Origin of the sequence: Altererythrobacter sp., assembly GCF_050299635.1 — a bacterium.
GTDB lineage: Bacteria > Pseudomonadota > Alphaproteobacteria > Sphingomonadales > Sphingomonadaceae > Erythrobacter.
In genome coordinates this window covers 1-20186 of sequence record NZ_JBNKWF010000009.1, presented here as the reverse complement: position 1 = coordinate 20186, position 20186 = coordinate 1, and the positions used below count along the sequence as shown (strand labels likewise).

The 20186-nt window shown below is 63.0% G+C and carries 21 protein-coding genes; 12 read left to right on the top strand and 9 right to left on the bottom strand.

Translation table 11 applies throughout. The features are described from left to right. Positions 1–83 precede the first annotated feature (83 nt). The 5 genes from ACQY6C_RS06545 to ACQY6C_RS06525 all read left to right on the top strand — a co-directional run bounded on the left by ACQY6C_RS06545 (position 84) and on the right by ACQY6C_RS06525 (position 5448). Positions 84–1166: a CaiB/BaiF CoA transferase family protein gene (locus tag ACQY6C_RS06545; RefSeq protein ID WP_427966441.1), complete on the top strand. Its 1083-nt coding sequence runs from the start codon at positions 84–86 to the stop codon at positions 1164–1166. Between the two features lie 5 nt (positions 1167–1171). Then, complete coding sequence (locus ACQY6C_RS06540; protein WP_427966438.1) at positions 1172–1624, top strand: MaoC family dehydratase; 453 nt, start codon at positions 1172–1174, stop codon at positions 1622–1624. 105 nt (positions 1625–1729) lie between these two features. Next, positions 1730–3643: a DUF3604 domain-containing protein gene (locus ACQY6C_RS06535; RefSeq protein ID WP_427966435.1), complete on the top strand. Its 1914-nt coding sequence runs from the start codon at positions 1730–1732 to the stop codon at positions 3641–3643. A gap of 24 nt (positions 3644–3667) precedes the next feature. Beyond that, the gene (locus ACQY6C_RS06530) at positions 3668–4477 is read left to right on the top strand and encodes a peptidyl-prolyl cis-trans isomerase (RefSeq protein WP_427966432.1); all 810 of its coding nucleotides are present in this window, start codon (positions 3668–3670) and stop codon (positions 4475–4477) included. After that, complete coding sequence (locus ACQY6C_RS06525) at positions 4474–5448, top strand: HupE/UreJ family protein (protein WP_427966429.1); 975 nt, start codon at positions 4474–4476, stop codon at positions 5446–5448. Before ACQY6C_RS06530 ends, ACQY6C_RS06525 begins: the two co-directional genes overlap by 4 nt. Here ACQY6C_RS06525 and ACQY6C_RS06520 read toward each other — a convergent pair. From ACQY6C_RS06520 to ACQY6C_RS06505, 4 genes are read right to left on the bottom strand one after another with little or no spacing between them, the layout of a single operon-like run. Further along, positions 5418–6845 carry an efflux transporter outer membrane subunit gene (locus ACQY6C_RS06520; RefSeq protein WP_427966426.1) on the bottom strand — a complete coding sequence of 476 codons (1428 nt, stop codon included), beginning with the start codon at positions 6843–6845 and terminating at the stop codon, positions 5418–5420. The genes ACQY6C_RS06525 and ACQY6C_RS06520 overlap by 31 nt on opposite strands. Next, on the bottom strand, positions 6842–7828 hold the full coding sequence (locus ACQY6C_RS06515; protein ID WP_427966423.1) for an efflux RND transporter periplasmic adaptor subunit: 987 nt from the start codon (positions 7826–7828) through the stop codon (positions 6842–6844). The genes ACQY6C_RS06520 and ACQY6C_RS06515 overlap by 4 nt, the downstream gene beginning before the upstream one ends. 11 nt (positions 7829–7839) lie before the next feature. Then, positions 7840–8577: an ABC transporter ATP-binding protein gene (locus ACQY6C_RS06510; RefSeq protein ID WP_427966420.1), complete on the bottom strand. Its 738-nt coding sequence runs from the start codon at positions 8575–8577 to the stop codon at positions 7840–7842. Beyond that, entirely contained in the window at positions 8577–9710 is a 1134-nt protein-coding gene (locus ACQY6C_RS06505) for an ABC transporter permease (RefSeq protein ID WP_427966417.1), read from the bottom strand. The genes ACQY6C_RS06510 and ACQY6C_RS06505 overlap by 1 nt, the downstream gene beginning before the upstream one ends. A gap of 138 nt (positions 9711–9848) precedes the next feature. Here ACQY6C_RS06505 and ACQY6C_RS06500 point away from each other — a divergent pair, with 138 nt between their 5' ends. Together ACQY6C_RS06500 and ftsH are read left to right on the top strand one after the other, a co-directional pair. Then, a complete protein-coding gene (locus ACQY6C_RS06500) occupies positions 9849–10472 on the top strand; it encodes a TetR/AcrR family transcriptional regulator (RefSeq protein ID WP_427966414.1) in 624 nt (207 codons plus the stop codon). Between the two features lie 111 nt (positions 10473–10583). Continuing rightward, complete coding sequence (gene ftsH, locus ACQY6C_RS06495) at positions 10584–12554, top strand: ATP-dependent zinc metalloprotease FtsH (protein WP_427966411.1); 1971 nt, start codon at positions 10584–10586, stop codon at positions 12552–12554. 72 nt (positions 12555–12626) lie between these two features. Here the strand turns inward: ftsH and ACQY6C_RS06490 are convergent, their stop codons facing one another. The 3 genes from ACQY6C_RS06490 to rpoZ all read right to left on the bottom strand — a co-directional run bounded on the left by ACQY6C_RS06490 (position 12627) and on the right by rpoZ (position 15072). Beyond that, a complete protein-coding gene (locus ACQY6C_RS06490; protein WP_427966408.1) occupies positions 12627–13721 on the bottom strand; it encodes a DUF3667 domain-containing protein in 1095 nt (364 codons plus the stop codon). Between the two features lie 70 nt (positions 13722–13791). Next, positions 13792–14520, bottom strand: coding sequence for a ParA family protein (locus ACQY6C_RS06485; RefSeq protein WP_427966406.1), 729 nt, complete (start codon positions 14518–14520; stop codon positions 13792–13794). Between the two features lie 204 nt (positions 14521–14724). After that, the gene (rpoZ, locus tag ACQY6C_RS06480; RefSeq protein WP_427966404.1) at positions 14725–15072 is read right to left on the bottom strand and encodes a DNA-directed RNA polymerase subunit omega; all 348 of its coding nucleotides are present in this window, start codon (positions 15070–15072) and stop codon (positions 14725–14727) included. Between the two features lie 109 nt (positions 15073–15181). On the opposite strand from rpoZ, the gene ACQY6C_RS06475 reads away from it, so the two are divergent. Then, positions 15182–16375: a phospholipase D-like domain-containing protein gene (locus ACQY6C_RS06475; RefSeq protein WP_427966401.1), complete on the top strand. Its 1194-nt coding sequence runs from the start codon at positions 15182–15184 to the stop codon at positions 16373–16375. A 15-nt stretch (positions 16376–16390) separates the two neighbouring features. Here the strand turns inward: ACQY6C_RS06475 and ACQY6C_RS06470 are convergent, their stop codons facing one another. Then, the gene (locus ACQY6C_RS06470; protein WP_427966398.1) at positions 16391–17905 is read right to left on the bottom strand and encodes a replicative DNA helicase; all 1515 of its coding nucleotides are present in this window, start codon (positions 17903–17905) and stop codon (positions 16391–16393) included. Positions 17906–18043: 138 nt separating this feature from the next. Between ACQY6C_RS06470 and ACQY6C_RS06465 the strand changes: the two genes are divergently transcribed. The 4 genes from ACQY6C_RS06465 to ACQY6C_RS06450 are packed head-to-tail and all read left to right on the top strand — an operon-like array spanning position 18044 to position 19837. After that, the gene (locus ACQY6C_RS06465) at positions 18044–18538 is read left to right on the top strand and encodes a UPF0262 family protein (RefSeq protein ID WP_427966395.1); all 495 of its coding nucleotides are present in this window, start codon (positions 18044–18046) and stop codon (positions 18536–18538) included. 16 nt (positions 18539–18554) lie between these two features. Further along, positions 18555–19262, top strand: coding sequence for a glycoside hydrolase family 25 protein (locus ACQY6C_RS06460; RefSeq protein ID WP_427966392.1), 708 nt, complete (start codon positions 18555–18557; stop codon positions 19260–19262). Continuing rightward, on the top strand, positions 19259–19675 hold the full coding sequence (locus ACQY6C_RS06455; RefSeq protein ID WP_427966389.1) for a cytidine deaminase: 417 nt from the start codon (positions 19259–19261) through the stop codon (positions 19673–19675). The genes ACQY6C_RS06460 and ACQY6C_RS06455 overlap by 4 nt, the downstream gene beginning before the upstream one ends. Positions 19676–19693: 18 nt before the next feature. Continuing rightward, entirely contained in the window at positions 19694–19837 is a 144-nt protein-coding gene (locus tag ACQY6C_RS06450) for a hypothetical protein (RefSeq protein WP_427966386.1), read from the top strand. A gap of 112 nt (positions 19838–19949) precedes the next feature. On the opposite strand, the gene ACQY6C_RS06445 is transcribed toward ACQY6C_RS06450, so the two are convergent. Continuing rightward, positions 19950–20087: a hypothetical protein gene (locus ACQY6C_RS06445; protein WP_427966383.1), complete on the bottom strand. Its 138-nt coding sequence runs from the start codon at positions 20085–20087 to the stop codon at positions 19950–19952. Positions 20088–20186 lie beyond the last annotated feature (99 nt).

The window sequence follows — 20186 nt, the reverse complement described above, 5'->3', positions numbered from 1 at the left end:
ACTGTCAATGCAGGCCAGCGAAACGCCCCTTGCCAGCAGGCACCCCTCGCGCCATGCAATCGGGCAAAGAGAGAGGAGCATTCATGTCGCAATCGAACGGGCCGCTGACCGGTCTCAAGGTGGTGGAGTTCGTCGGGATCGGGCCGGGGCCGCACGTCGCCATGCTACTGGCGGACCTTGGCGCGGAAGTCGTGCGGATCGAGCGTCCGGGCGGCCAGGCGATGAATCCCGTGGTCGAACGCGCGCGGCACAGGGTTGAAGTGGACCTCAAGAGCCCCGAAGGGCACCAATTCGTGCTCGATGCCCTGAGCCATGCCGATGTGCTGGTGGAAGGATATCGGCCCGGTGTGATGGAGCGGCTGGGGCTGGGGCCGGAAGTGTTGATGGAGCTCAACCAGCGGCTCATTTTTGCCCGCATGACCGGCTGGGGCCAGGATGGGCCGCTGGCCAAGGCCGCGGGGCATGATCTCAACTATATCGCGATCACCGGCGCGCTCGACGCGATCGGCAAGAAAGGTGATCTTCCGATCCCGCCGCAGAACCTGGTCGGCGATTTCGGTGGTGGGTCGATGTATTGCGCCTTCGGTATCCTCGCCGCGCTCTATGAGCGTGAGCGGAGTGGCAAGGGGCAGGTTGTCGATGCCGCGATCGTCGATGGTGTGACCAGCCTGATGAGCTTCTTCTTCGGACAGCCTGCCAATGCAATCCGAACAACGAAGCGCGGCCACGGGCTGCTGGGCGGCGCGGCGCATTTCTATCGCTGCTATGCCTGTGCTGACGGGAAAGAGGTAAGCGTCGGCGCGATCGAGCCGCAATTCTATGCCGAACTGCTCGAACGTACCAATGCACCTGCCGAATTGCGCGAGGGGCAATTGGATATTGCGAATTGGGAGGACTACACCGGCAAGCTGGCCGCACTCTTCAAGACCAGGACGCAATCCGATTGGTGCGAACTTCTCGAAGGGACCGATGCCTGCTTCGCCCCTGTCTTGCCGCTCGACGAAGCGCGAGATCACCCGCATATGAAAGCACGCGACGTCTATGTCGAACATGGCGGCACATGGCATACCGCGCCCGCGCCGCGCTTCAGCCGCACGCCGGGGACGATCCGCGACAGTGCGAGGGATGGCGAGGACGTCGTGGCGCGTTGGAAACAGGAAGGCTGAACGGCATGGCTGGGAAATATTTCGACGAATGGCAGGTTGGCGATCGGATCGAGCATGAGTTGCGTCGCACGGTCACCGAGACTGACAATCTGCTCTTCACTACGCTGACGCATAATTCGCAGCCGCTTCACCTGGATATCGAAACGGCGAAGAAGAGCGAGTTCGGCCAGATCCTGGTCAACGGGACTTTCACTTTCTCGCTGATGGTCGGCATTTCGGTCGCGGACACGACGCTGGGAACGCTGGTGGCCAACCTTGGCTATGACAAGCTCGTGATGCCCAAGCCGGTTTTCCTGGGCGATACCTTGCGTGCGACAAGCGAAGTGGCCGAATTGCGAGAGAGCAAGTCCCGGCCCAATGCGGGGATCGTGACCTTCACGCATGAGATGCTCAACCAGCGAGACGAAGTGGTCTGCCGCTGCCTGCGCAGCGCTCTGCTGCACAAGCGCCCAGGCTGATCGAACGACCCTGACGTTACGGCATGGCTGCGCTTGGCGCGTCCGCTTGACCTGGACCGCCGCCAGCGCGCAAACTCCCTTGCGACAAGGAGAGGGAGAGGCTCCATGCACAAAGTTTTGGCACAATGGTTCATGGCGGGCAGCGCGGCGCTGGCGCTCGCAGGCTGTAGCCAGAAAGCGGCACCGGACGAAAGCCAGCTTGGCAATGGCGAGGGCACGATTGAGCTCGCCGAATATCCGGACCGGCCCTATTGGGGCGACACCCATCTTCATACCGATAACTCGGTCGATGCCTTCGGTTTCGGCGTGCGGCTTGGCCCTGAGGATGCACTGAAATTTGCCAGCGGCGAAGAAGTGACCTCAACCACCGGGATCAAGGCAAAGCTTGTCCGGCCGCTCGATTTCCTTGTCATCGCAGATCACTCTGACGGGCTGGGAGCAACGCGCCGCCTCTATGATGCGCCGCGATTGCTGATCCGCGACGAGACGCTGCGGCGCTGGCACGACATGATGCATGAAAGCCCGGAACAATCGCAGCAGGCGGTGGCCGAACTCATCACTGCAGCGGCGAATGGAACCTTGCCCGAAGCCATGACCGATCAGGCCAGGAACAAGGAAGCGACCCAGGAGATCTGGGGCGCGCTGCTCGACACGCTTGATCGCTATAACCGGCCCGGCAAGTTCACCGCGCTGGCGGGCTTCGAATATACGTTGATGCCGGACGGCAACAATCTCCACCGGGTGGTGATGTTCCGCGACGGCAAGGACAAAACTGGAAAGGTGCTTCCCTTTCCCGGCCTCAACACCGAAGTTCAGGGGCTGTGGGATTACATGGACTCCTACACACAGGTGACAAGTGGCCAGGTGCTGGCAATCCCGCACAACTCCAACCTTTCCAATGGCTTGATGTTCGAACTCACCATGCCCGATGGCGGCGCGATGACGGCAGAATATGCGCGCAGGCGGGCTGCGCACGAGCCGGTCGTCGAAGCGACGCAGATCAAGGGCGACAGCGAAACCCATCCTTTCCTCTCGCCCAATGACGAGTTTGCAGGCTTTGGCGTAAAGGGATGGGAACTGGGCAATCTGCCGCTCACCGCCAGATCCACGCCTGACATGTATGGCGGCAATTACATTCGCGAAGCGCTGAAGCGCGGGCTGTCGATCGAAGAACGTCTCGGCGTCAATCCCTACGCCTTCGGGCTGGTGGGCTCGACCGATAGCCACACCGCGCTTGCGACGGGCGATGAGGACAGTTTTTTCGGCAAGCACACGGGCAATGAACCGGCGATCAAGGATCGCGCGCTTCATTCGCAGAACATCGGCACGGGAATTGGCCGGTTCGGTTGGCAATATCTCGCCGGTGGCTATGCGGCGGCCTGGGCGCGCGGCAATACGCGTGCGGAAATCTTCGACGCGTTCAAGCGGCGCGAAGTCTATGCCACCACCGGCCCGCGCATGGTGGTGCGGCTGTTCGGCGGGTTCGATTTCAGCACTACGGACTGGGACGGCGATTGGGTCAAGGCGGGATATACGCGCGGCGTCCCGATGGGCGGAGAGCTGGCCGATAGCGGCAAGGCGCCAACATTTCTGATCTCCGCGCTGAAGGATCCCGATGGCGCCAATCTCGACCGGGTGCAGGTCGTGAAGGGCTGGGTCGATGGTTCGGGCGCCATGCAGGAACGCGTCTATGACGTGGTCTGGAGCGATATGGACAAGCGCGCCCGCAGGGGCGGCAAGGTCCCCGCGGTGGGCGATACGGTGGATCGCAACACGGCGAGTTATACCAATGACATAGGGGCAGCCGAGCTGCGCGCGGCATGGCAGGATCCCGACTATGTCGAGGGGCAGCGGGCATATTATTACCTGCGCGTGCTCGAGATCCCTACTCCGCGCTGGCCGCTCTACGATGCGGTGCGTTTCGGGGTCAAACTGCCCGATGATGCGATGGAGGATGCGGTGGCGCAGGAACGCGCCTATTCCTCGCCGATCTGGCTCAAACCTGCTGCCGCCAAGTGACGGCCAAGTGATGATGGAGACGTGGTGAAACTGCCCGGCTGGACGCGCGAACCTCTGGTCCATTTCCTGCTCGCCGGCGTATTGGTCTTCGCCCTCTTCTCGATGCGCGGGGAGGAAGTCGATCCGACCAGCCGCGTGATCGATGTTGACCGCGAAACGCAGGCGTCGATCGCGCTCGGTTTCGAGCAGATGATGGGCCGCGCACCGACCGATGCCGAGCTCGACAGCCAGATCGATCGCTATGTGCGCGAGGAGGTTCTCTACCGCGAAGCCCTGCGGCTGGGGTTCGACCGGGGCGATGCAATCGTGCGGCGGCGGCTGGCACAGAAAATGGACATGGTCGCCAGTGCGAGGGCCGAGACAGGGCAACCTTCGGACGAAACCTTGCAGACCTGGTACGCGGCGCATCCCGAGCGGTTTGCTGACGAGGCGCACTATACGCTGGACCAGCTCTGGTTCTCGCGTGACGACGCGGCCAAATCGGCGATGGCGCGGCTGAAGGGCGGGGCGGACTGGCGCAGGCTTGGCGAGCGGATCGACCTGCCTGCCAGCCTTGCCAGCGAACCGCGCCGCGAACTCCTTGCCCGCTTTGGTGAGCGTTTCGTGGATGAGATCGACCGCCTTGAGCCTGGCGATACATGGCAGGGTCCGGTTGCCTCCGGTCTCGGCTGGCATCTGGTCCGTCTTTCCGCGCGCGAACCGGGAAAGGTGCCCCCGTTCGCCGATATCCGCCAGCAGGTCGAGGACGACTGGCGCAGCGAGACGATAGCCGAACGGAAAGAGGAGGCTTACCGGATCCTGCGCGATGCCTATCGCATAGAGATCGCGCGATGATCCGCTGGCTGGCGGCGTTTGCGGCGCTGTTCCTTGCCGCCGTGCCCGCGCTGGCGGACGAGATCCGCCCCTTCACGATCGAGTTTGCGGAACGCACGCCGGGGCAATGGTCGCTCGACTGGAAGCAGTCGCTGGCCGGGCCAGGCAGCAACGATGCGGTGATCCCTGAGGTTCCCGCAAATTGCTCCGCGCAGGGCGAGCCGGCGCTACGCGCCGGGGCTACTGCGGTGATCGGGCATGAGGATGTCATTTGCGAAGGTCCGGTCGAAGGCGGTATGGTTTCGCTGCCCGGACTGGTCGGCAATGCGGACGCTTTGCTGCGCGTGACCCCGCTGGGCCGCGAAGTGCAGAGCTTTCGCCTGACTGCCAGCGATCCTGCTGCAACGATCGCCGCGCGGCCGCAGAAGTGGCAGGTGTTCAAGGACTATTTCGCGATCGGAACCGAGCACATCCTGCTGGGCTGGGACCATTTGCTGTTCGTGGTGGCGCTGATCCTTTTGGTGAGGACCGGCTGGCCGGTAGTCGGGGCCGCGACTGCTTTCACGCTGGCGCATTCGTTGACGCTGGTGGCCACGACGCTGGGCTATACCGGCCTGTCGCAGCGCCCGGTCGAAGCGCTGATCGCGCTCAGCATTATTTTCCTCGCGGTCGAGCTCACGCATGAGAACCGACACAGCTGGACGCGGCGCTGGCCCTGGCTGATCGCCTTCGGCTTCGGCCTGTTGCACGGTTTCGGCTTTGCCGGTGCCCTGCGCGAAATCGGATTGCCCGAAGGCGAAGTGCCCGCCGCCTTGCTGGCTTTCAATCTGGGCGTGGAAGCGGGGCAGCTCATCATTATCGCGACGGTGCTGGGCCTGCGACAGATTGTGCGCAAGCTGGCGCCGCATGGCGAAGCGCCAGCGGTCCGCTTCGCGAGCTACGCGATTGGCATCACCGCGAGCTACTGGCTGGTCGACCGCATGTTCGGCTGATCCCCGCCCAAAGATTGCCACAAGAGCACCCGCGCCCTTTGCGCCCGGCCTTGCGCGGCGGCGGCGCGTTCGCGGCTTCCGTCAGCCGCCCGGCGCGCTTCCAGCACGGTGAGGAAATCGGCAAGGCCCGCGCGATAGCGCGTCTCGGCAAGGTCGGCGGCACGTTGAAGCCGCGCCAATTCCTCTCTGGCAGCCAGCGCTTCGGCATCGCTCGCTGCAACCAGTCCATAGGATGCTTCGGCATCGCCCAGCGCATTGAACACGGCCCCGCGATAGGCCGCAAAGGCAGCGCGTTTGTTCGCCGCTGCAGCGTCGATTTCCGCTTCGATCCTGCCGAAGTCGAGCAGCGGGGCGACGAGCCCGGCTCCCGCCGATCCGACAACGGAATTGCTGTCGAACAGATCCGAGAGATTGAACGAAAGCAGCCCCAGTGCTGCCGAAAGCGTCAGCCGGGGGAAGCGCTTGCGGGCTGCGGCGGCGAGATCGGCATCGCTTGCCGCAAGCTCTGCTTCCGCGCGCGCGATATCGGGCCGGTTGGCGAGCAGGTCGGACGGCAATGCGGCGGGAGGCGCACCGCTCCAATCCTCCGGTCCCGGCTGAACGAGCGCTTGCTTCACCGCCGCCGCATCGAGCGCGGTCAGCGCCACCAACCTGCCGATGATCCGCGATTCCTCGCTGGCGAGCGCGGCGATCCGCGAGCGTGACTGGCTGGCGGCGGCTTCGGCGCGGACGCGGTCGAAACCGGGGGCGATCCCTGCCGCTTCGCGTTTTCCGGCCAGTTCGGCCAGCCTCGCGGCGGCGGATTCGTCTTGCTTGAGCGCAGCCTCGCGACGTTTGAGCGTGCGCCAGTCGATCACGCTGCCGGCCACTTCGGACAGCAGCGCCAAACGCACGGCTTGCGCGCTTGCACTGGCGGCATCGAGCCGGGCGAGTGCGGCGCGCTCGCTTGCCTTGAGCACGCCGAACAGATCGGCATCCCAGCGTGCGGTCAGGTTGGCGGCAAAGCTGGTGCGCTCCGTGTCGATCCGGATGTTGGGCGGCAGGTTCGCGGAAAACTGAGCGGGGTTGGTGCGGCTGCGCGAGACCGAGCCATCGGCGCCAATTTGCGGCAAGCGCTCGGCGCCAGCGCGAGCAGCTCCGGCACGTGCCGCTTCGACCCGCGCGAGAGCCTCGGCAAGCGAGGGCCCTTCTGCCTCGGCCTGCTCGACAAGCGTGCGATAGGCAGGATCCTCGCTGGGCATGAGTGCCGCCAACGCCGCTTGCTGCGCCTGATCTGGCGCATGGAAGAACGCCTTGGGAAGCTCCGGCGTGGGGGTCGCGATTTCGGGCGCAGGCCCCGCAACACAGGCGGAAAGCGCCAGCGCGGAAACCGCGATCAGGGTGACGCGCGCTCTCACTGGTCCGTGCCTTTAGCAGCCGGAATGAAGGCGTCGACCTGCTGGCCCACGCGGAAAGTATCGTGGGCCGATTCGGGCAGGGCATAGATCAGCTGCAGCACGCGGACGTCGACGCGTTCCTGCGCGGAATTGGTCAGCGAGCGCTTGGGCACGACCAGCGGTTCGGCGCGCACGAAGCTGGCCTCGACCTGCTTTACCGCAGCACCGCGCGGGCTGACCTGCGCGGGTGCACCCATCGCCACACGGATTGCCTCGTCTTCGTCCACATCGATGCGGACATGCAGCGGGCGGGTTTCGCCCATGCGCATGAAGGGTTCGCTCGCCGCGCCCATGGTCGAGACATATTCGCCGGGGCGCACATTCACCTCCAGGATTTCGCCTGCGATTGGCGCGCGAACCGTCAACCGGCCGATTTCCGTCCGTGCGCTGCCTGCGGCGGCCTGCGCGGCGGAAAGGCGTGCGCGAGCAAGCTCCAGCCTTGAGGATGCCGCCTTGGCTTCACCTTCGGCACGGATCACTTCGGCCCGGCTGACGGCCGCCGGATCATCAATCCTGTTGTAGAGGTCGAGCTGGCTGCGGGCGGTGGCCTGCGCCGTCTGCGCTTCGTTTATTGCGGCTTTCGCCTCGGCAATCCCTGCGTTTGCTTCGTTCAGCCGTGCCCGTGCGGCACGGGCATCAACCATGAACAACACCTGCCCCTTGTCGACGAATTCGCCCGGCGTGACCCGCACTTCCGTGACCAGACCGGACAGCGCGCTCCCGATGTCGATGATCTCGCTCGACGGCTCGACCACGCCCGTGCCCGCGACCCGGGCGGAGCGCGCAAGCTCGCCAGTCGCGTGAGGCGGTTGTTCTTCGGGTTCCGACAGGCTGCGGTCGGGATAGCCCGTCGCAATGAAGATCGCGGCCCCGATAAAGCCGATCAAGGCGATCACCGGCAATGCCTTGCGCGAGAAGCTGAAACCTTCGGGGAGGAGTGCCATGGTCGATAGTCCTACTGTCCGTCCGGCATGTCTTTGCCGTCATGCGTTATGCGACCGTCTTCCAGCACGAGGATACGGTCGGCGAGGTCGAAAATACGGGTGTCATGAGTCACGATGATGCAGGCGCGGTCCTGCGAGACCGCGACTTCGCGCAGCAGATCCATGACGCGGCGGCCCGACCTTGCGTCGAGCGCGGCGGTTGGCTCATCACACACCACAAGGCGCGGTTCGTGCACCAGTGCGCGCGCGATGGCGACGCGTTGCTGCTGGCCGCCTGAAAGCTGGCTGGGCAGCTTGTCCGCCTGATCCGCGATGTTGAGCGCATCGAGCAGCGCCATCGCCTTCTCGCGCGCCGCATGGCGGTCCATACCTTGCGCGATCAGGGGAACGGCGGCGTTGGAAGCGGCGTCTATCGAGGGAATGAGATTGTACTGCTGGAAGATGAAGCCGATGTTCTGCAGACGGAAGCGGACCAGTTCGTCGTCGCTCAGGCTGTAAATGTCGGTGCCGAAGACACGCACCTCGCCATGGGTCGGCCACAAGATGCCGCACATGATCGAGATCAGCGTGGTCTTGCCCGATCCGCTCTCGCCCACGAGATAGGTCATCTCGCCCGGCCTGATGTCCACGCTGATATCGTGCAGCACGCGCAACACCTGCTGGCCCGACTGGAAATCGCGCGACACATCGCGGGTGCAGATCGCTGCTTCCTCTGAGCAGTCGAGGGATTTTGCGACGCTATCAGCCATCACCGGAATACCGCCGCGGGCTCGGTCCGAAGCACATTGCGCAAGGCGACCCAGCCAGTGAATGCGAGGATTATGATGACCGCCATCAGGCTGATGAGCGGCACCTGCCACGGGACGTAGAACCCCTTGAAGAAAGGGTTTCGGGTGAACAGCGAAAGCGAAACCACTGTGCCGACAAGGCCCAGGCAATAGCCGATCGAACCGACCATCCCAGCCTGCGCCGCAACCATGCGGATGATCTTGCCATTGGTGACGCCGATCGCCTTGAGGGCACCGAACTGGCGGATATTGTCGCGGATGAACAGGCTGAAGGTCAGGCCCACGATGGCGACGCCGACGATGAAGCCGAGCGCCACCGTCACCCCGAAATTGAACGGGATGCCGCTGTTTTCGAGGATGAAATCGACGCCGTCCTGCGCGAATTCGTCACGTGTGCGTGCGCGCAATCCGGTCTGCTGATGAATGCGCTGCGCCAGCGCTTCCGGTGTCACGCCCGCTTCCGCTCCCACGATTACGAAGCTCATCCGGTTGCGCGTGCCGGGAACAAAGGTCAGCGCGCGCGAATAGGTGGTGTATAGCACGGCAGTGCTGGTGAATCCGGGGACGGCATCGGCTATGCCGTGGATCACCGCGCGTTGATCATTCAGTTCCAGCCGCTCACCAACCGGATCGCTGCCGGGAAACATGCGGATCGCCCCGACATCGTCGATGATGACCGAATCGGGAATCCTCAGATCGTTCTTGTCGCCTTTGACCAGCCGCTTGGGCAGGCCGATCAGCGTGGCATCGTCGACACCGATGATGGCGACCTGCTCCAGATCGCCCTGCCGCGTGCGCACGGCGGCATTGGCGCGGATTTGCGGTACCGCCCATTCAACCCCCTTGACCGAGCGAACCCGGTCGAGCGCGGTGGAGGGCATGGGATAGACCACGTCTGCGGTGCGGCTGACCGGGTCCATCACATACACTTCGCCATTGGCGTTGTTGAAGACGCCGCTCGCACCACGTTCGAGCAGATTGACGAACAGCGTCAATTGCTGGGTGATGAGCAGGGTGGAAAAGGCGATGCCGAACAGCAGGCCGAAGAACTTCTGCCGGTCTCCGGTGAGCATCCTGATGGCGATCCAGAGCATTCCTGCCAGGTCCTGCTGCTTGCGAGGGTTGCACAATAGGCGCACATGGCGCATTAATGAACGGTATCGTTTAATTGAACGGAGCGGTTCACTTTGTCAACTGGAAATAGACAGGATGAGTTCGGGTCAAACGCCAGGTTGCGTGGGCGCCCTGTCGATCCTGCCAAGCGCGCAGCGGTTCTCGAAGCGGCTGCAACGCTGTTTTTCCGGAATGGATTCGCTGCAACTTCGATCGAACAGGTCGCGGCCGAGGCAGGCGTTTCCAAGGTCACGATCTATAACCAGTTCGGCGACAAGGATGCGTTGTTCGCGGCCGCAGTGGACCTCGAATGCGGGAAGATGCGCCGCTTGTTCGAAGAAGGGGCGAAAGCGGTGAGCGCCGGCCGGGAACCGGCCTCGGTGCGCGAACGGCTGACGGCGATCGGCGAGGCCATGAGCGCATTTCTTTCGCGACCCGAAGTGGTGTGCTTCGACCGCCAGGTGGCCGCCGAATCCGAACGCAATCCCGATGTCGGGCGGGCTTTCCTCAATGCGGGCCCCTACCGCGTGAAAGCCGCCTTTGTCGCCATGCTGGAAGCGATGGTGGCCGCTGGTGACCTGCGAATCGAGAATTCCTCGCTCGCAGCCGAACAATTCGTGGGCATGTGCAAGGGGCTGGGCGATGTCGAGCGGCGATATGGCATGCAGACCGATCCTGCTGCCGATCGGGCGCGGGTAGCAGGTGCCGTCGACCTGTTTTTGAAGGGTTATTCCGCTCGCTAGGCCAAGGGGACGATCAGACTGATCGCAATTCCCGCGCAACCTGACAGGGCGTTATCTTGCCATTCACCCTGCCGCGCCTACATTGGTCCTCAAGGAAAGGACTATTTGCCGATGAGCGATCTCAACGATCCGCGTGACCCCAATGGAGAAGGGCCGCAGGGCCCCAGCCCCTGGATGAAAAACCTGATGATTTGGGGCGGCGTTTTCCTGGCGCTGTTGCTGACTGTGTCCGTTATGGGCAACAGCACACCTGCTGCAGGGACCGAAATCCCCTATTCCGACTTTCGCGAGAAAGTGACCGAGGGATCGGTCAAGGAAGTCCAGATCGCGCCGGACAGCATCAGCGGCACGTTCAAGAATGACAAGACATTCACCACCGTTCCGGTCGCGAATGACACGCAGCTGCCCAAGCTGCTCGAAGAGAACGGTGTGGAGTATTCCGGTGTCAAGGCGGAAGAGGGCAATATCCTGCTCTATATCCTGATCCAGACGCTACCCTTCCTGCTGATCCTGGGCATTGCCTTTTTCGCTCTGCGCCAGGTCCAGAAAGGCGGCGGCGGCGGCGCGATGGGTTTCGGCAAGTCCAAGGCCAAACTGCTGACCGAGCGGCAGGGACGTGTGACCTTCGAGGATGTCGCGGGCATCGATGAAGCGCGCGAAGAACTGGAAGAAATCGTCGAGTTCCTCAAGGATCCGCATCGCTTCTCCAAACTCGGCGGACAGATCCCCAAGGGTGCGCTGCTGGTCGGCAGCCCCGGCACCGGCAAGACCTTGCTCGCGCGTGCCATCGCAGGCGAAGCAGGCGTGCCTTTCTTCACCATCTCCGGCTCCGACTTCGTCGAGATGTTCGTGGGCGTCGGCGCCAGCCGCGTGCGCGACATGTTCGAACAGGCCAAGAAGAACGCACCCTGCATCGTCTTCATCGACGAAATCGACGCGGTCGGCCGCCATCGCGGGCACGGCCTGGGCAATTCCAACGACGAGCGCGAGCAGACGCTCAATCAGCTCCTCGTCGAGATGGACGGCTTCGAAGCCAATGAAGGCATCATCATCATCGCTGCCACCAACCGGCCCGACGTGCTCGATCCGGCGCTGCTGCGCCCCGGCCGTTTCGACCGCCAGGTGGTTGTGCCGATCCCCGATATCGACGGGCGCGAGAAGATCCTCGGCGTGCATATGAAGAAGGTACCGCTGGCACCTGACGTGAACCCGCGCACCATTGCGCGCGGCACGCCCGGCTTCTCCGGCGCTGACTTGGCCAATCTCGTCAATGAAGCGGCGCTGCTTGCCGCGCGGCGCAACAAGCGCCTCGTCGCGATGCAGGAGTTCGAAGACGCCAAGGACAAGGTCATGATGGGCACCGAGCGCCGATCCATGGTCATGACCGAAGACGAAAAGAAGATGACCGCCTATCACGAGGCCGGCCACGCGCTGGTAAGCCTCAACGAGCCGGCGTCCGATCCGATCCACAAGGCGACGATCATCCCGCGCGGTCGTGCGCTGGGCATGGTGATGCGCCTGCCCGAACGGGATAATTACTCATATCACCGCGACAAGATGCATGCGAACCTTGCCGTCAGCATGGGCGGGCGCGTGGCCGAGGAAATCATCTTCGGGCATGACAAGGTCTCGTCCGGCGCTTCGGGCGATATCCAGTATGCGACCGACCTCGCGCGCAACATGGTCACCAAATGGGGTATGTCCGATGTGCTCGGCCCGCTCCAGTACGAGCAGAGCCAGGAAGGCTATCTGGGCATGGGCCAGACCGCTCGCACCATGGCGGGCGAAGAAACCAACAAGCTGATCGATGCCGAGATTAAGCGGCTGGTCGAAACCGCGCTCAAACGCGCGACCGATGTGCTGACCGAACAGGAGGACAAGCTGCACCTTTTGGCGCAGGCCTTGCTCGAATACGAGACGCTCAATGGCGAGGAAATCGACCAGTTGATGAAAGACGGCAAGATCGACCGGCCCGACCGGCCTTCCGGCCCTGCTGTGGTGCAGACCGCGCCTGGCTCGGCGGTTCCCAAGGCAGGCAAGAAGTTCGGCGGATCGGGCGATACGGCACCGCAAGGGGCCTGAACGCAGCCGATCTGGCAGGACAGGAAAGGGCGTCCGGAGCGATCCGGGCGCCTTTTGCTTTGCGCTGTCGTGCTAGAACGCGCCCAGCAGCACCAGCAGCCACAGGAACAGCAGCACCACCACCAGGACGATGATCGTGCACAGCACCGCCATCCGCCAGAACGCGGAAAAGCGTGAGAGCTCATAAGTGCCGCGTAGCTGCTTGTAGATATGGACCGGCGGGATCACCAGCAGTGCCAGGAACACCCAGCCGCCACCGATGCCCGCTGTGGCCAGCACCGATAGGGCGATGAACAGCAGCGACATGAAAGCAAGCGAATAGGTTACGAAGATCGCGTGGTCATAGGCCTTGAAGCGGCGCTTCCAGGCGAACAGCAGCCACACGAATGGGATCGAAAGAGGGATCAGCAACCAGCTGAATTTATATGCGCTGGCCTGCAGCTTGTAGAGCATCAGGCTGGGGTTTTCTTTCCACTTCTTGATCAGACCTTCGTCGAGCGCTTCGATTCCGGTGAGATTGAAGTTCACGGTGCCGCTCTTGTCCAGAGTGAACTTCTCGACCTGTTCAATGCCTTCCAGGCCTTCGTCCGCATCGGCCAGCTTCGCTTCCAGCTCCGCGCGCTCCGGCGAATCGGCGGGCAGTGCGTCGAGTCGCTCCTGAATCCGTTCGCGCTGCTCACTCGCCCCTTCGCGCACCATGTTGAGCGTCTTCTCCGGGTCGACGTTGGGCTTGATTTCGGTCGGCGCCGTCAGCCCGACAATCTGGAACACCGCGAACATCAGGAAGACGCTGAACAGGAACAGCGCCATCGGGCTGACAAAGCGCATGCGTTCGCCATCGATATAGCGCCGCGTCAGCTGCCCGGGCTTGAAAGCGAGCAGCGGCAGCGTGCGCCAGATCTTGCCGTCGAGATGCAGCGCGCCGTGCATCAGATCGTGCATGAAAGCTCCGATCGTGCGGTGGAGGTGCGCTTTCTGTCCGCAGGCATGGCAGTGAGCGCCGGTCAGTTCAGTCCCGCAATTGAGGCAGGTGCCTTCGGCGAAATGCCCCTTCTCGAGCGGATTGCCGTCCTTGTCTGTCACATGGCCGCCCCTGGCGCCGCCGACGATCCGGGCAAGCAACCCGCCTTCGACCGCAGTTCCAATCGCTTCACCGATTTCGCTCATGCTGCCCCCTTCGCAAGCGCGCTTTATAGGCAAGGGAGGGGGCAGAGGGTAGGTCTCTTGTGGGCTGCGATCAACGCTTGCTGAGCTTGCGGTCGATCGCTTGCCACAGCCTGCCGAATTGCTGCGCGGCGGGCGCGGATGCGGCGAAGGCGCCGACCGGCTGGTTGCGCACCGCGCATTGTTCGACCGGGCTGGAATAAGGCAGCACAGGCCAGCTCGGCTCTGCCTCGACAGCTTCACGGTGGAGCTTGCGCCGGACATCGACCATCGAAAGCACCGGCAGGATCGATGGAGCCTTTTCGCCCACACGCTTGATCTCGCGCCGGACCAGGTCGAATGCCCGCTGCGACAGGGGCGAGGGTGGCAGCGGAACGATCACGATCTCTGCGGTGCGCAATACCTGGCTGCTGACTTCGCCCAGCCCCGGCGGGCAATCGAGGACGATCCGCTCATAATGCTTGCCCAGCCTGTTCGCCAGCTTGCCCAGACGGCGGCGCTTGCCGATCTGCAGCAATTGCGAATCGAGCTGGCGCAGGCTGTCATCGGCGGGCAGCAGGTCGAGGTTCTCGTAACCTGTCTCCCACAGCAGTTCCTCCGGGTTCTCGTCGCGTGCGAACATGGCCCCGGCGCGCTTGGCCTTGGGTTCGACGCCGAACAGGAAGCCTGCACCGCCTGCAGCATCGAGATCCCATAACAATGTGCTGTGTCCCGCTTGCGTGGCGGAGCACCAGGCGAGATTTGAAGCGATGGTGGTTTTGCCCACTCCGCCCTTGGCGCTGTAGATCGCGATGACGGCCATGGATCCCCGATATCCTTGCTGGTGGCGTGTGACTCAGTGCTTGCCTGAAGCCATTGCGGCGCACCGGCATACCGTCAATCCCGCAAGCGCAGGCTGGCTCATGCCGGGACTCATGCGAGAGGGGCGGGGAGGGGGCGTCGATGGCCCAAATGAAAAGGCCGCCCCGTTATGGAGCGGCCCTTCATCTTCCACTGAAGGCGGAATTCAGCCGGCGTCGTAATCGGCCCCGATCGAGGTCGAGCGGGTCGGCGCCGAGGCAGTGATGCGCAGCGCTTCGGCCGACTGGCTGAGCGAGCCGATGTCATCGGCTTCGTCTTCATCGTCAGGCAGGATCTTCTGCAGGTTGGTAACCACCGCTTCGTGCAGATCCTTGGGCTTGATCGTCTGTTCGGCGATTTCGCGCAGGGCGACGACGGGGTTCTTGTCACGATCGCGGTCGATCGTCATTTCGGCGCCGCCCGAAATCTCGCGTGCGCGCTCTGCGGCGAGCAGGACGAGATCGAAACGGTTGGGAACCTTGTCGACGCAATCTTCAACGGTAACGCGTGCCATGAAGGCCTCTCATGCAAAATAAGCTGTCTGGAAAGCGCGCGAGATAGGTGGCAAGGCGGCGCGAGTCAAGAAATTGCGCTGTTGTGGCGCTATGCTCTAGAGCGCTGGCATGAGCGACGACGCCGCCGAACTGCATCCGCCACAGAGCGTTGACGGCTATCGCGATCCGGAGCCGTTCTCCGCCGAGGTGCAGGACCACCGATTCACCTTCTATCCGGCGGGCAGCGACCGATTCGATGCGCTGATGGAGATGATCGAAGGTGCGCAGAGCAGCCTGGCGATCTTTTATTACATGTTCCAGGCGGACCATACCGGCACCAGGATCCGCGGCGCGCTGATCCGCGCGGCACAGCGCGGGGTCGATGTCCACCTGATGATCGACGATTTCGGTAGCGATGCACCGCAGGCTTTCTTCGACCCGATTATGCGCGCGGGCGGGCGGTTCAGCCGTTTCCAGCCGGGCTGGAACGTACGCTATCTGATTCGCAACCATCAGAAATTTGTGATCGCTGACAGGGCACGCGTGTTGACCGGCGGATTCAACGTCTCGGACCATTATTTCGCGCCGCCGGAAGTGAACGGCTGGTGCGATCTCGGTGTGATGATCGAAGGCGAGGTGGTGAAACGCTTTTGCAGCTGGTTCGCCGAGCTGGAGACCTGGACTGCCGATGGAGAGGCGCAGTTCCGCTCGATCCGCCGCATGGTGCGCGACTGGGATGGCGGCTCTGGCCCTGTGCAATTGTTGCTTGGCGGGCCGACGCGGATGACAAGTGCCTGGGCGCGCATGGCGAAACTCGATATCGCGCGGGCCAGTCGGCTCGATCTCGTCATGGCCTATTTCTCTCCACCCGGCAGTATGCGGCGGCAAATCCGCCGGCTGGCGAGGCGCGGGCGCGCGCGGTTGGTGATGGCTGGCAAGACGGACAATGGCGCAACCATCGGCGCTTCGCGTGCGCTCTATGGCGGCCTGTTGCGGGCGGGGGCGAGCGTGGCCGAGTTCCAGCCCTGCAAGCTGCACATGAAACTGATGGTGGTGGACGATATTTCCTATTTCGGCAGCGCCAATCTCGACATGCGCTCGGTCAGGCTGAACCTCGAACTGATGGTGAGGATCGAGGATGCGGCGCTGGCCGAGCGGTTGCGCGGGCTGGTCGATCACATGGAGCAATGGAGCGAACCGGTCACGCGCGAACTACACCGCAAGCGCGGGACCTTGTTCAACCGCATCCGCTGGCAGCTCGGCTGGTTTCTGGTCTACGTGCTCGATTATACGGTGACGCGGCGGCTCAATCTGGGGCTTTAGGCGCAATCTGCACCGTTATTCGTATCCCCAGTCCGAATAGTCCTTCACATTGGGACTGGTGAACTTGGTGATCTCGCTCTGGAAGTGCAGCGGGACATTGCCGGTTGAACCGTGACGCTGCTTGGCGACGATCAGCGTCGCCTTGTTCTTGATCTCGAGATAGCGTTCTTCCCAGCTGCGGTATTTCTCTGTTGCTTCCGCCGATGTGGTTTCGCTCGGCATGTCGGGTCGTATCGCTTCGTGGTAATAATCGGCGCGGTAGATGAACCACACCATGTCGGCGTCCTGCTCGATCGAGCCGGATTCGCGCAGGTCTGACAGCATCGGGCGCTTGTCCTCGCGCTGTTCGACCGCGCGGCTGAGCTGCGACAGCGCGATCACCGGAACCTGCAGCTCCTTGGCCAGCGTCTTGAGCCCGCGGCTGATCTCCGAGATCTCGTTCACGCGGTTGTCGTTGGCGCGGCCCGATCCCTGCAGAAGCTGGAGATAGTCGACCACGATCAGCCCGATATCATGGCGCCGCTTGAGCCGCCGTGCCCGGGTGCGCAGCGCAGCGATGGTGAGTGCGGGCGTATCGTCGATATAGAGCGGCAGTTCGGCCAGGCGCTGGCTGGCGAAAGACAGCTTCTGGAAATCGTCGCGGCTCATCTTGCCCGAACGTAGCGCTTCGGAAGAGATTTCCGCCTGTTCGGCCAGGATACGCGTGGCGAGCTGGTCGGCGCTCATTTCCAGGCTGAAGAAGGCAACCGGCGCACCATAATTGAACTCGCCGCCGTCGCGCTGCCAGTTGAGATACTCTTCGGCGCAGTTGAACGCGATATTGGTGGCGAGCGAGGTCTTGCCCATGCCCGGACGCCCGGCGAGGATGACGAGGTCCGAATTGTGCAGGCCCGAGGTCTTGCGGTCGATAGTCGCAAGCCCGGTGGTCTTGCCCGAAAGCCCGCCGCCCGAATTCATCGCCGCTTCGGCCATCTTGATCGCGGTGAGCGCTGCGTCCTTGAAGCTGGAAGCTTCGCTGCCGGTGGTCGCGCCTTCCGCGACCTTGAACAGATCCGCTTCGGCCTGCGCGATCTTGTCCATCGGCGCGACGTCTTCGCTGGTGTCGAGCGCGCCCTCCACCAGGCCGCGGCCCACGCTCACCAATTCGCGCAGCAGCGCCAGATCATAGATCTGCGCCGCCAGCTCGCCCGCTGCGAGCAGGCCGGCGCCATCGGCGGTAAGCTGCGCCAGATAGGTCGTGCCGCCCAGCGCCTTGAGCGATTCGTCGGCTTCGAAATAGGGCTTCAAAGTCACCGGGCTGGCGGTGGCATTGCGATCGACCAGCTTGATGATGCGGTCGAAAATCCGCTGATGCAGCGGTTCGAAGAAATGCTCCGCGCGAATCGGCGTGCGCAATTCTTCCAGCACACGATTGTCGATCAGCGCAGCGCCGAGAAAGGCCGCCTCGGCCTCGATATTCGAAGGCAGCGTCCGGCCCTGCGCAGTGGCAGTGTCGTTGTCTGATCTGATCAGGAGTTCGGTATCGGCCATCGCGGCCTTCATTGCTGGCACTGCCAGCATAAGCAAGGGTGAAGGATGGCATAATCGCCGCAGTCGCTTGTGGATAGCGGGGATGGAATATCGAAATGCTTGCTTGGCACCCCATGCATCTGCGAAAGGCCAGTCCTGATGTCTTCGCCTGCTAACGATCACCGCATTGCGCATATCTCCCTCGATGAGGAGACGATCATCTGGCGCAATGCCGATGTCGAACAGGAACGGCGCGTGGCGATCTTCGACCTGATCGAAGAGAACACTTTCAAGCCCGTGCGCAGTACCGAGCGCGGAGCAAAGGGCCCCTATCGCCTCAAGCTCTCGGTGCAGGACGGGCGGCTGGTGCTCGAAATCAGCGACGGGCAGGACCAGATGCTCGAAACGCTGATGATCGGGCTGGCGCGCTTTCGCCGGCCGATCCGCGAATATTTCGCCATCTGCGACAGCTATTACCAGGCGATCCGCAAGGCGACCCCTGCCGAGATCGAGACGATCGACATGGCGCGGCGAGGTATCCATGACAATGCCGCCGAGCTGCTGATCGAGCGGCTCGAAGGCAAGGTCGAAACCGATTTCCCCACCGCGCGGCGGCTGTTCACGCTGATCTGCGTGCTGCATATCAAGGGCTGAAGGCAGAGCCGCAGGCATGGCACGCAAGCGAACAACACGTCGCCGGCCCTTGTGGCTCTATGCGCTGGCAGCATTGCTGCTGGCGGCTTTGACCGGGGCCGCATGGTATTGGTGGGACATGCGCGGCTGGGCCCCCAGCGAAGCCACCTATCCCGATCAGGGCGTGGCCGTGGGCGAGGCGCAGGGGCTGGTCGGCTTCGAGACGGTGCGCGCACTGGGCGGCAAGTTCGCCTATCTCGATGCCAGCATCGGCAGCAGGCGCAAGGACGCGCGCTTTACCCGCAATCTAGCCGCGGCGAAGCGCGCGGGGCTGCGCGCCGGTGCCGTTCACCATTTCGATCCCTGCGTCGGGGCTGACGGGCAATCAGCCAATTTCGTTACCGTCGTGCCGCGCGATGCGGACATGCTCCCGCCGGTCATTGCGCTGGACCAGACCGCAGAGAATTGCCCTGAAAAGGTCAGCGATGCGGCGGTCGAAAGCGAGCTGCTGACCTTCGTCAACCAGATCGAACTGCACGAGGGGAAGCGTGTGATCCTGAAACTTTCTCCCGCATTCGAGCAGCGCTATGCTGTCGCCGAGATGATGGAACGGGATCTGTGGCTGGTGCGCGACCGCTTCCCTCCGCGCTATGCGGGGCGGCCGTGGTTGTTATGGAGCGCCAATTCCGCGCGCTATACGGAGGCTTCGGAAGAGCCGGTCGAATGGGTGGTGGTGCAGCCATGAGTGAAGACAACAACCGGGACAGCCTGATCGCCTCGGCGCGGCGCGCGCTGGACAATTCCTATTCGCCCTACTCCTCGTTTCGCGTGGGCGCGGCGCTGCGTTTCGCCGATGGCACGGTGGTGACCGGCACCAATATCGAGAACGCCAGCTATGGCCTCGCATTGTGTGCGGAGACCGTGGCGGTGGCGAAAGCGATGGATGACGGCCATCGCGGCGGGCTGGTGGAGATCGCGGTGATCGGCGAGACAGGTGGCGCGGTGACGCCATGCGGCCGTTGCCGCCAGGTGCTCAGCGAACTGGCGCAACTGGGCGATACCGATCCGGTGGTGTGGTGCGCGGGCAATGGTGAAGTCGTCCAGACGAAGCTGTCAGACCTGCTCCCGCGTGCATTTGGGCCGGCGAGTTTGGGTTGAGCAGGCACCCCTAAAGAATTGGCGATAGTATTTTTTGCAAACACGTCCTCAGTAGGGCGGATTCTCTGGGTCAATCGGCGGGGCAACGTCATTGGCGATCCCGCCGACAAGAAGCTCAATGCGGCCAATGTCGCTAGCTATCTCGGCAAGATCGCGCATTAGATATTCATGGTCTTCTCGCCGCGCGGCACTCGCGGACTGAATTGACTGCGTGATCCAGCTTCCTGTCCAGATAACAGAACCGGCGACAATGACCGGCCCCCAGATCGCAGGATCACTCCACATCAGGCTTTTCCGATTTGCCCTTGGCGACTTTCTTCAGCCGCTCGTCCCAGTGAGCTTCATCCTCGTCGCATTCTAGTTCGCGGGCGAGTTTCTTGAACTCTTCCGTTTGGGATTTTTTGTCGATCATTGGACTGTCGCCCATGTAGCAAAGCGTTTCGAAGTATCACTAAACCTGACCGGATTGGCCACTTCTTGGAGAAGCAGGAAGTCCGATGCTGAAACCTTC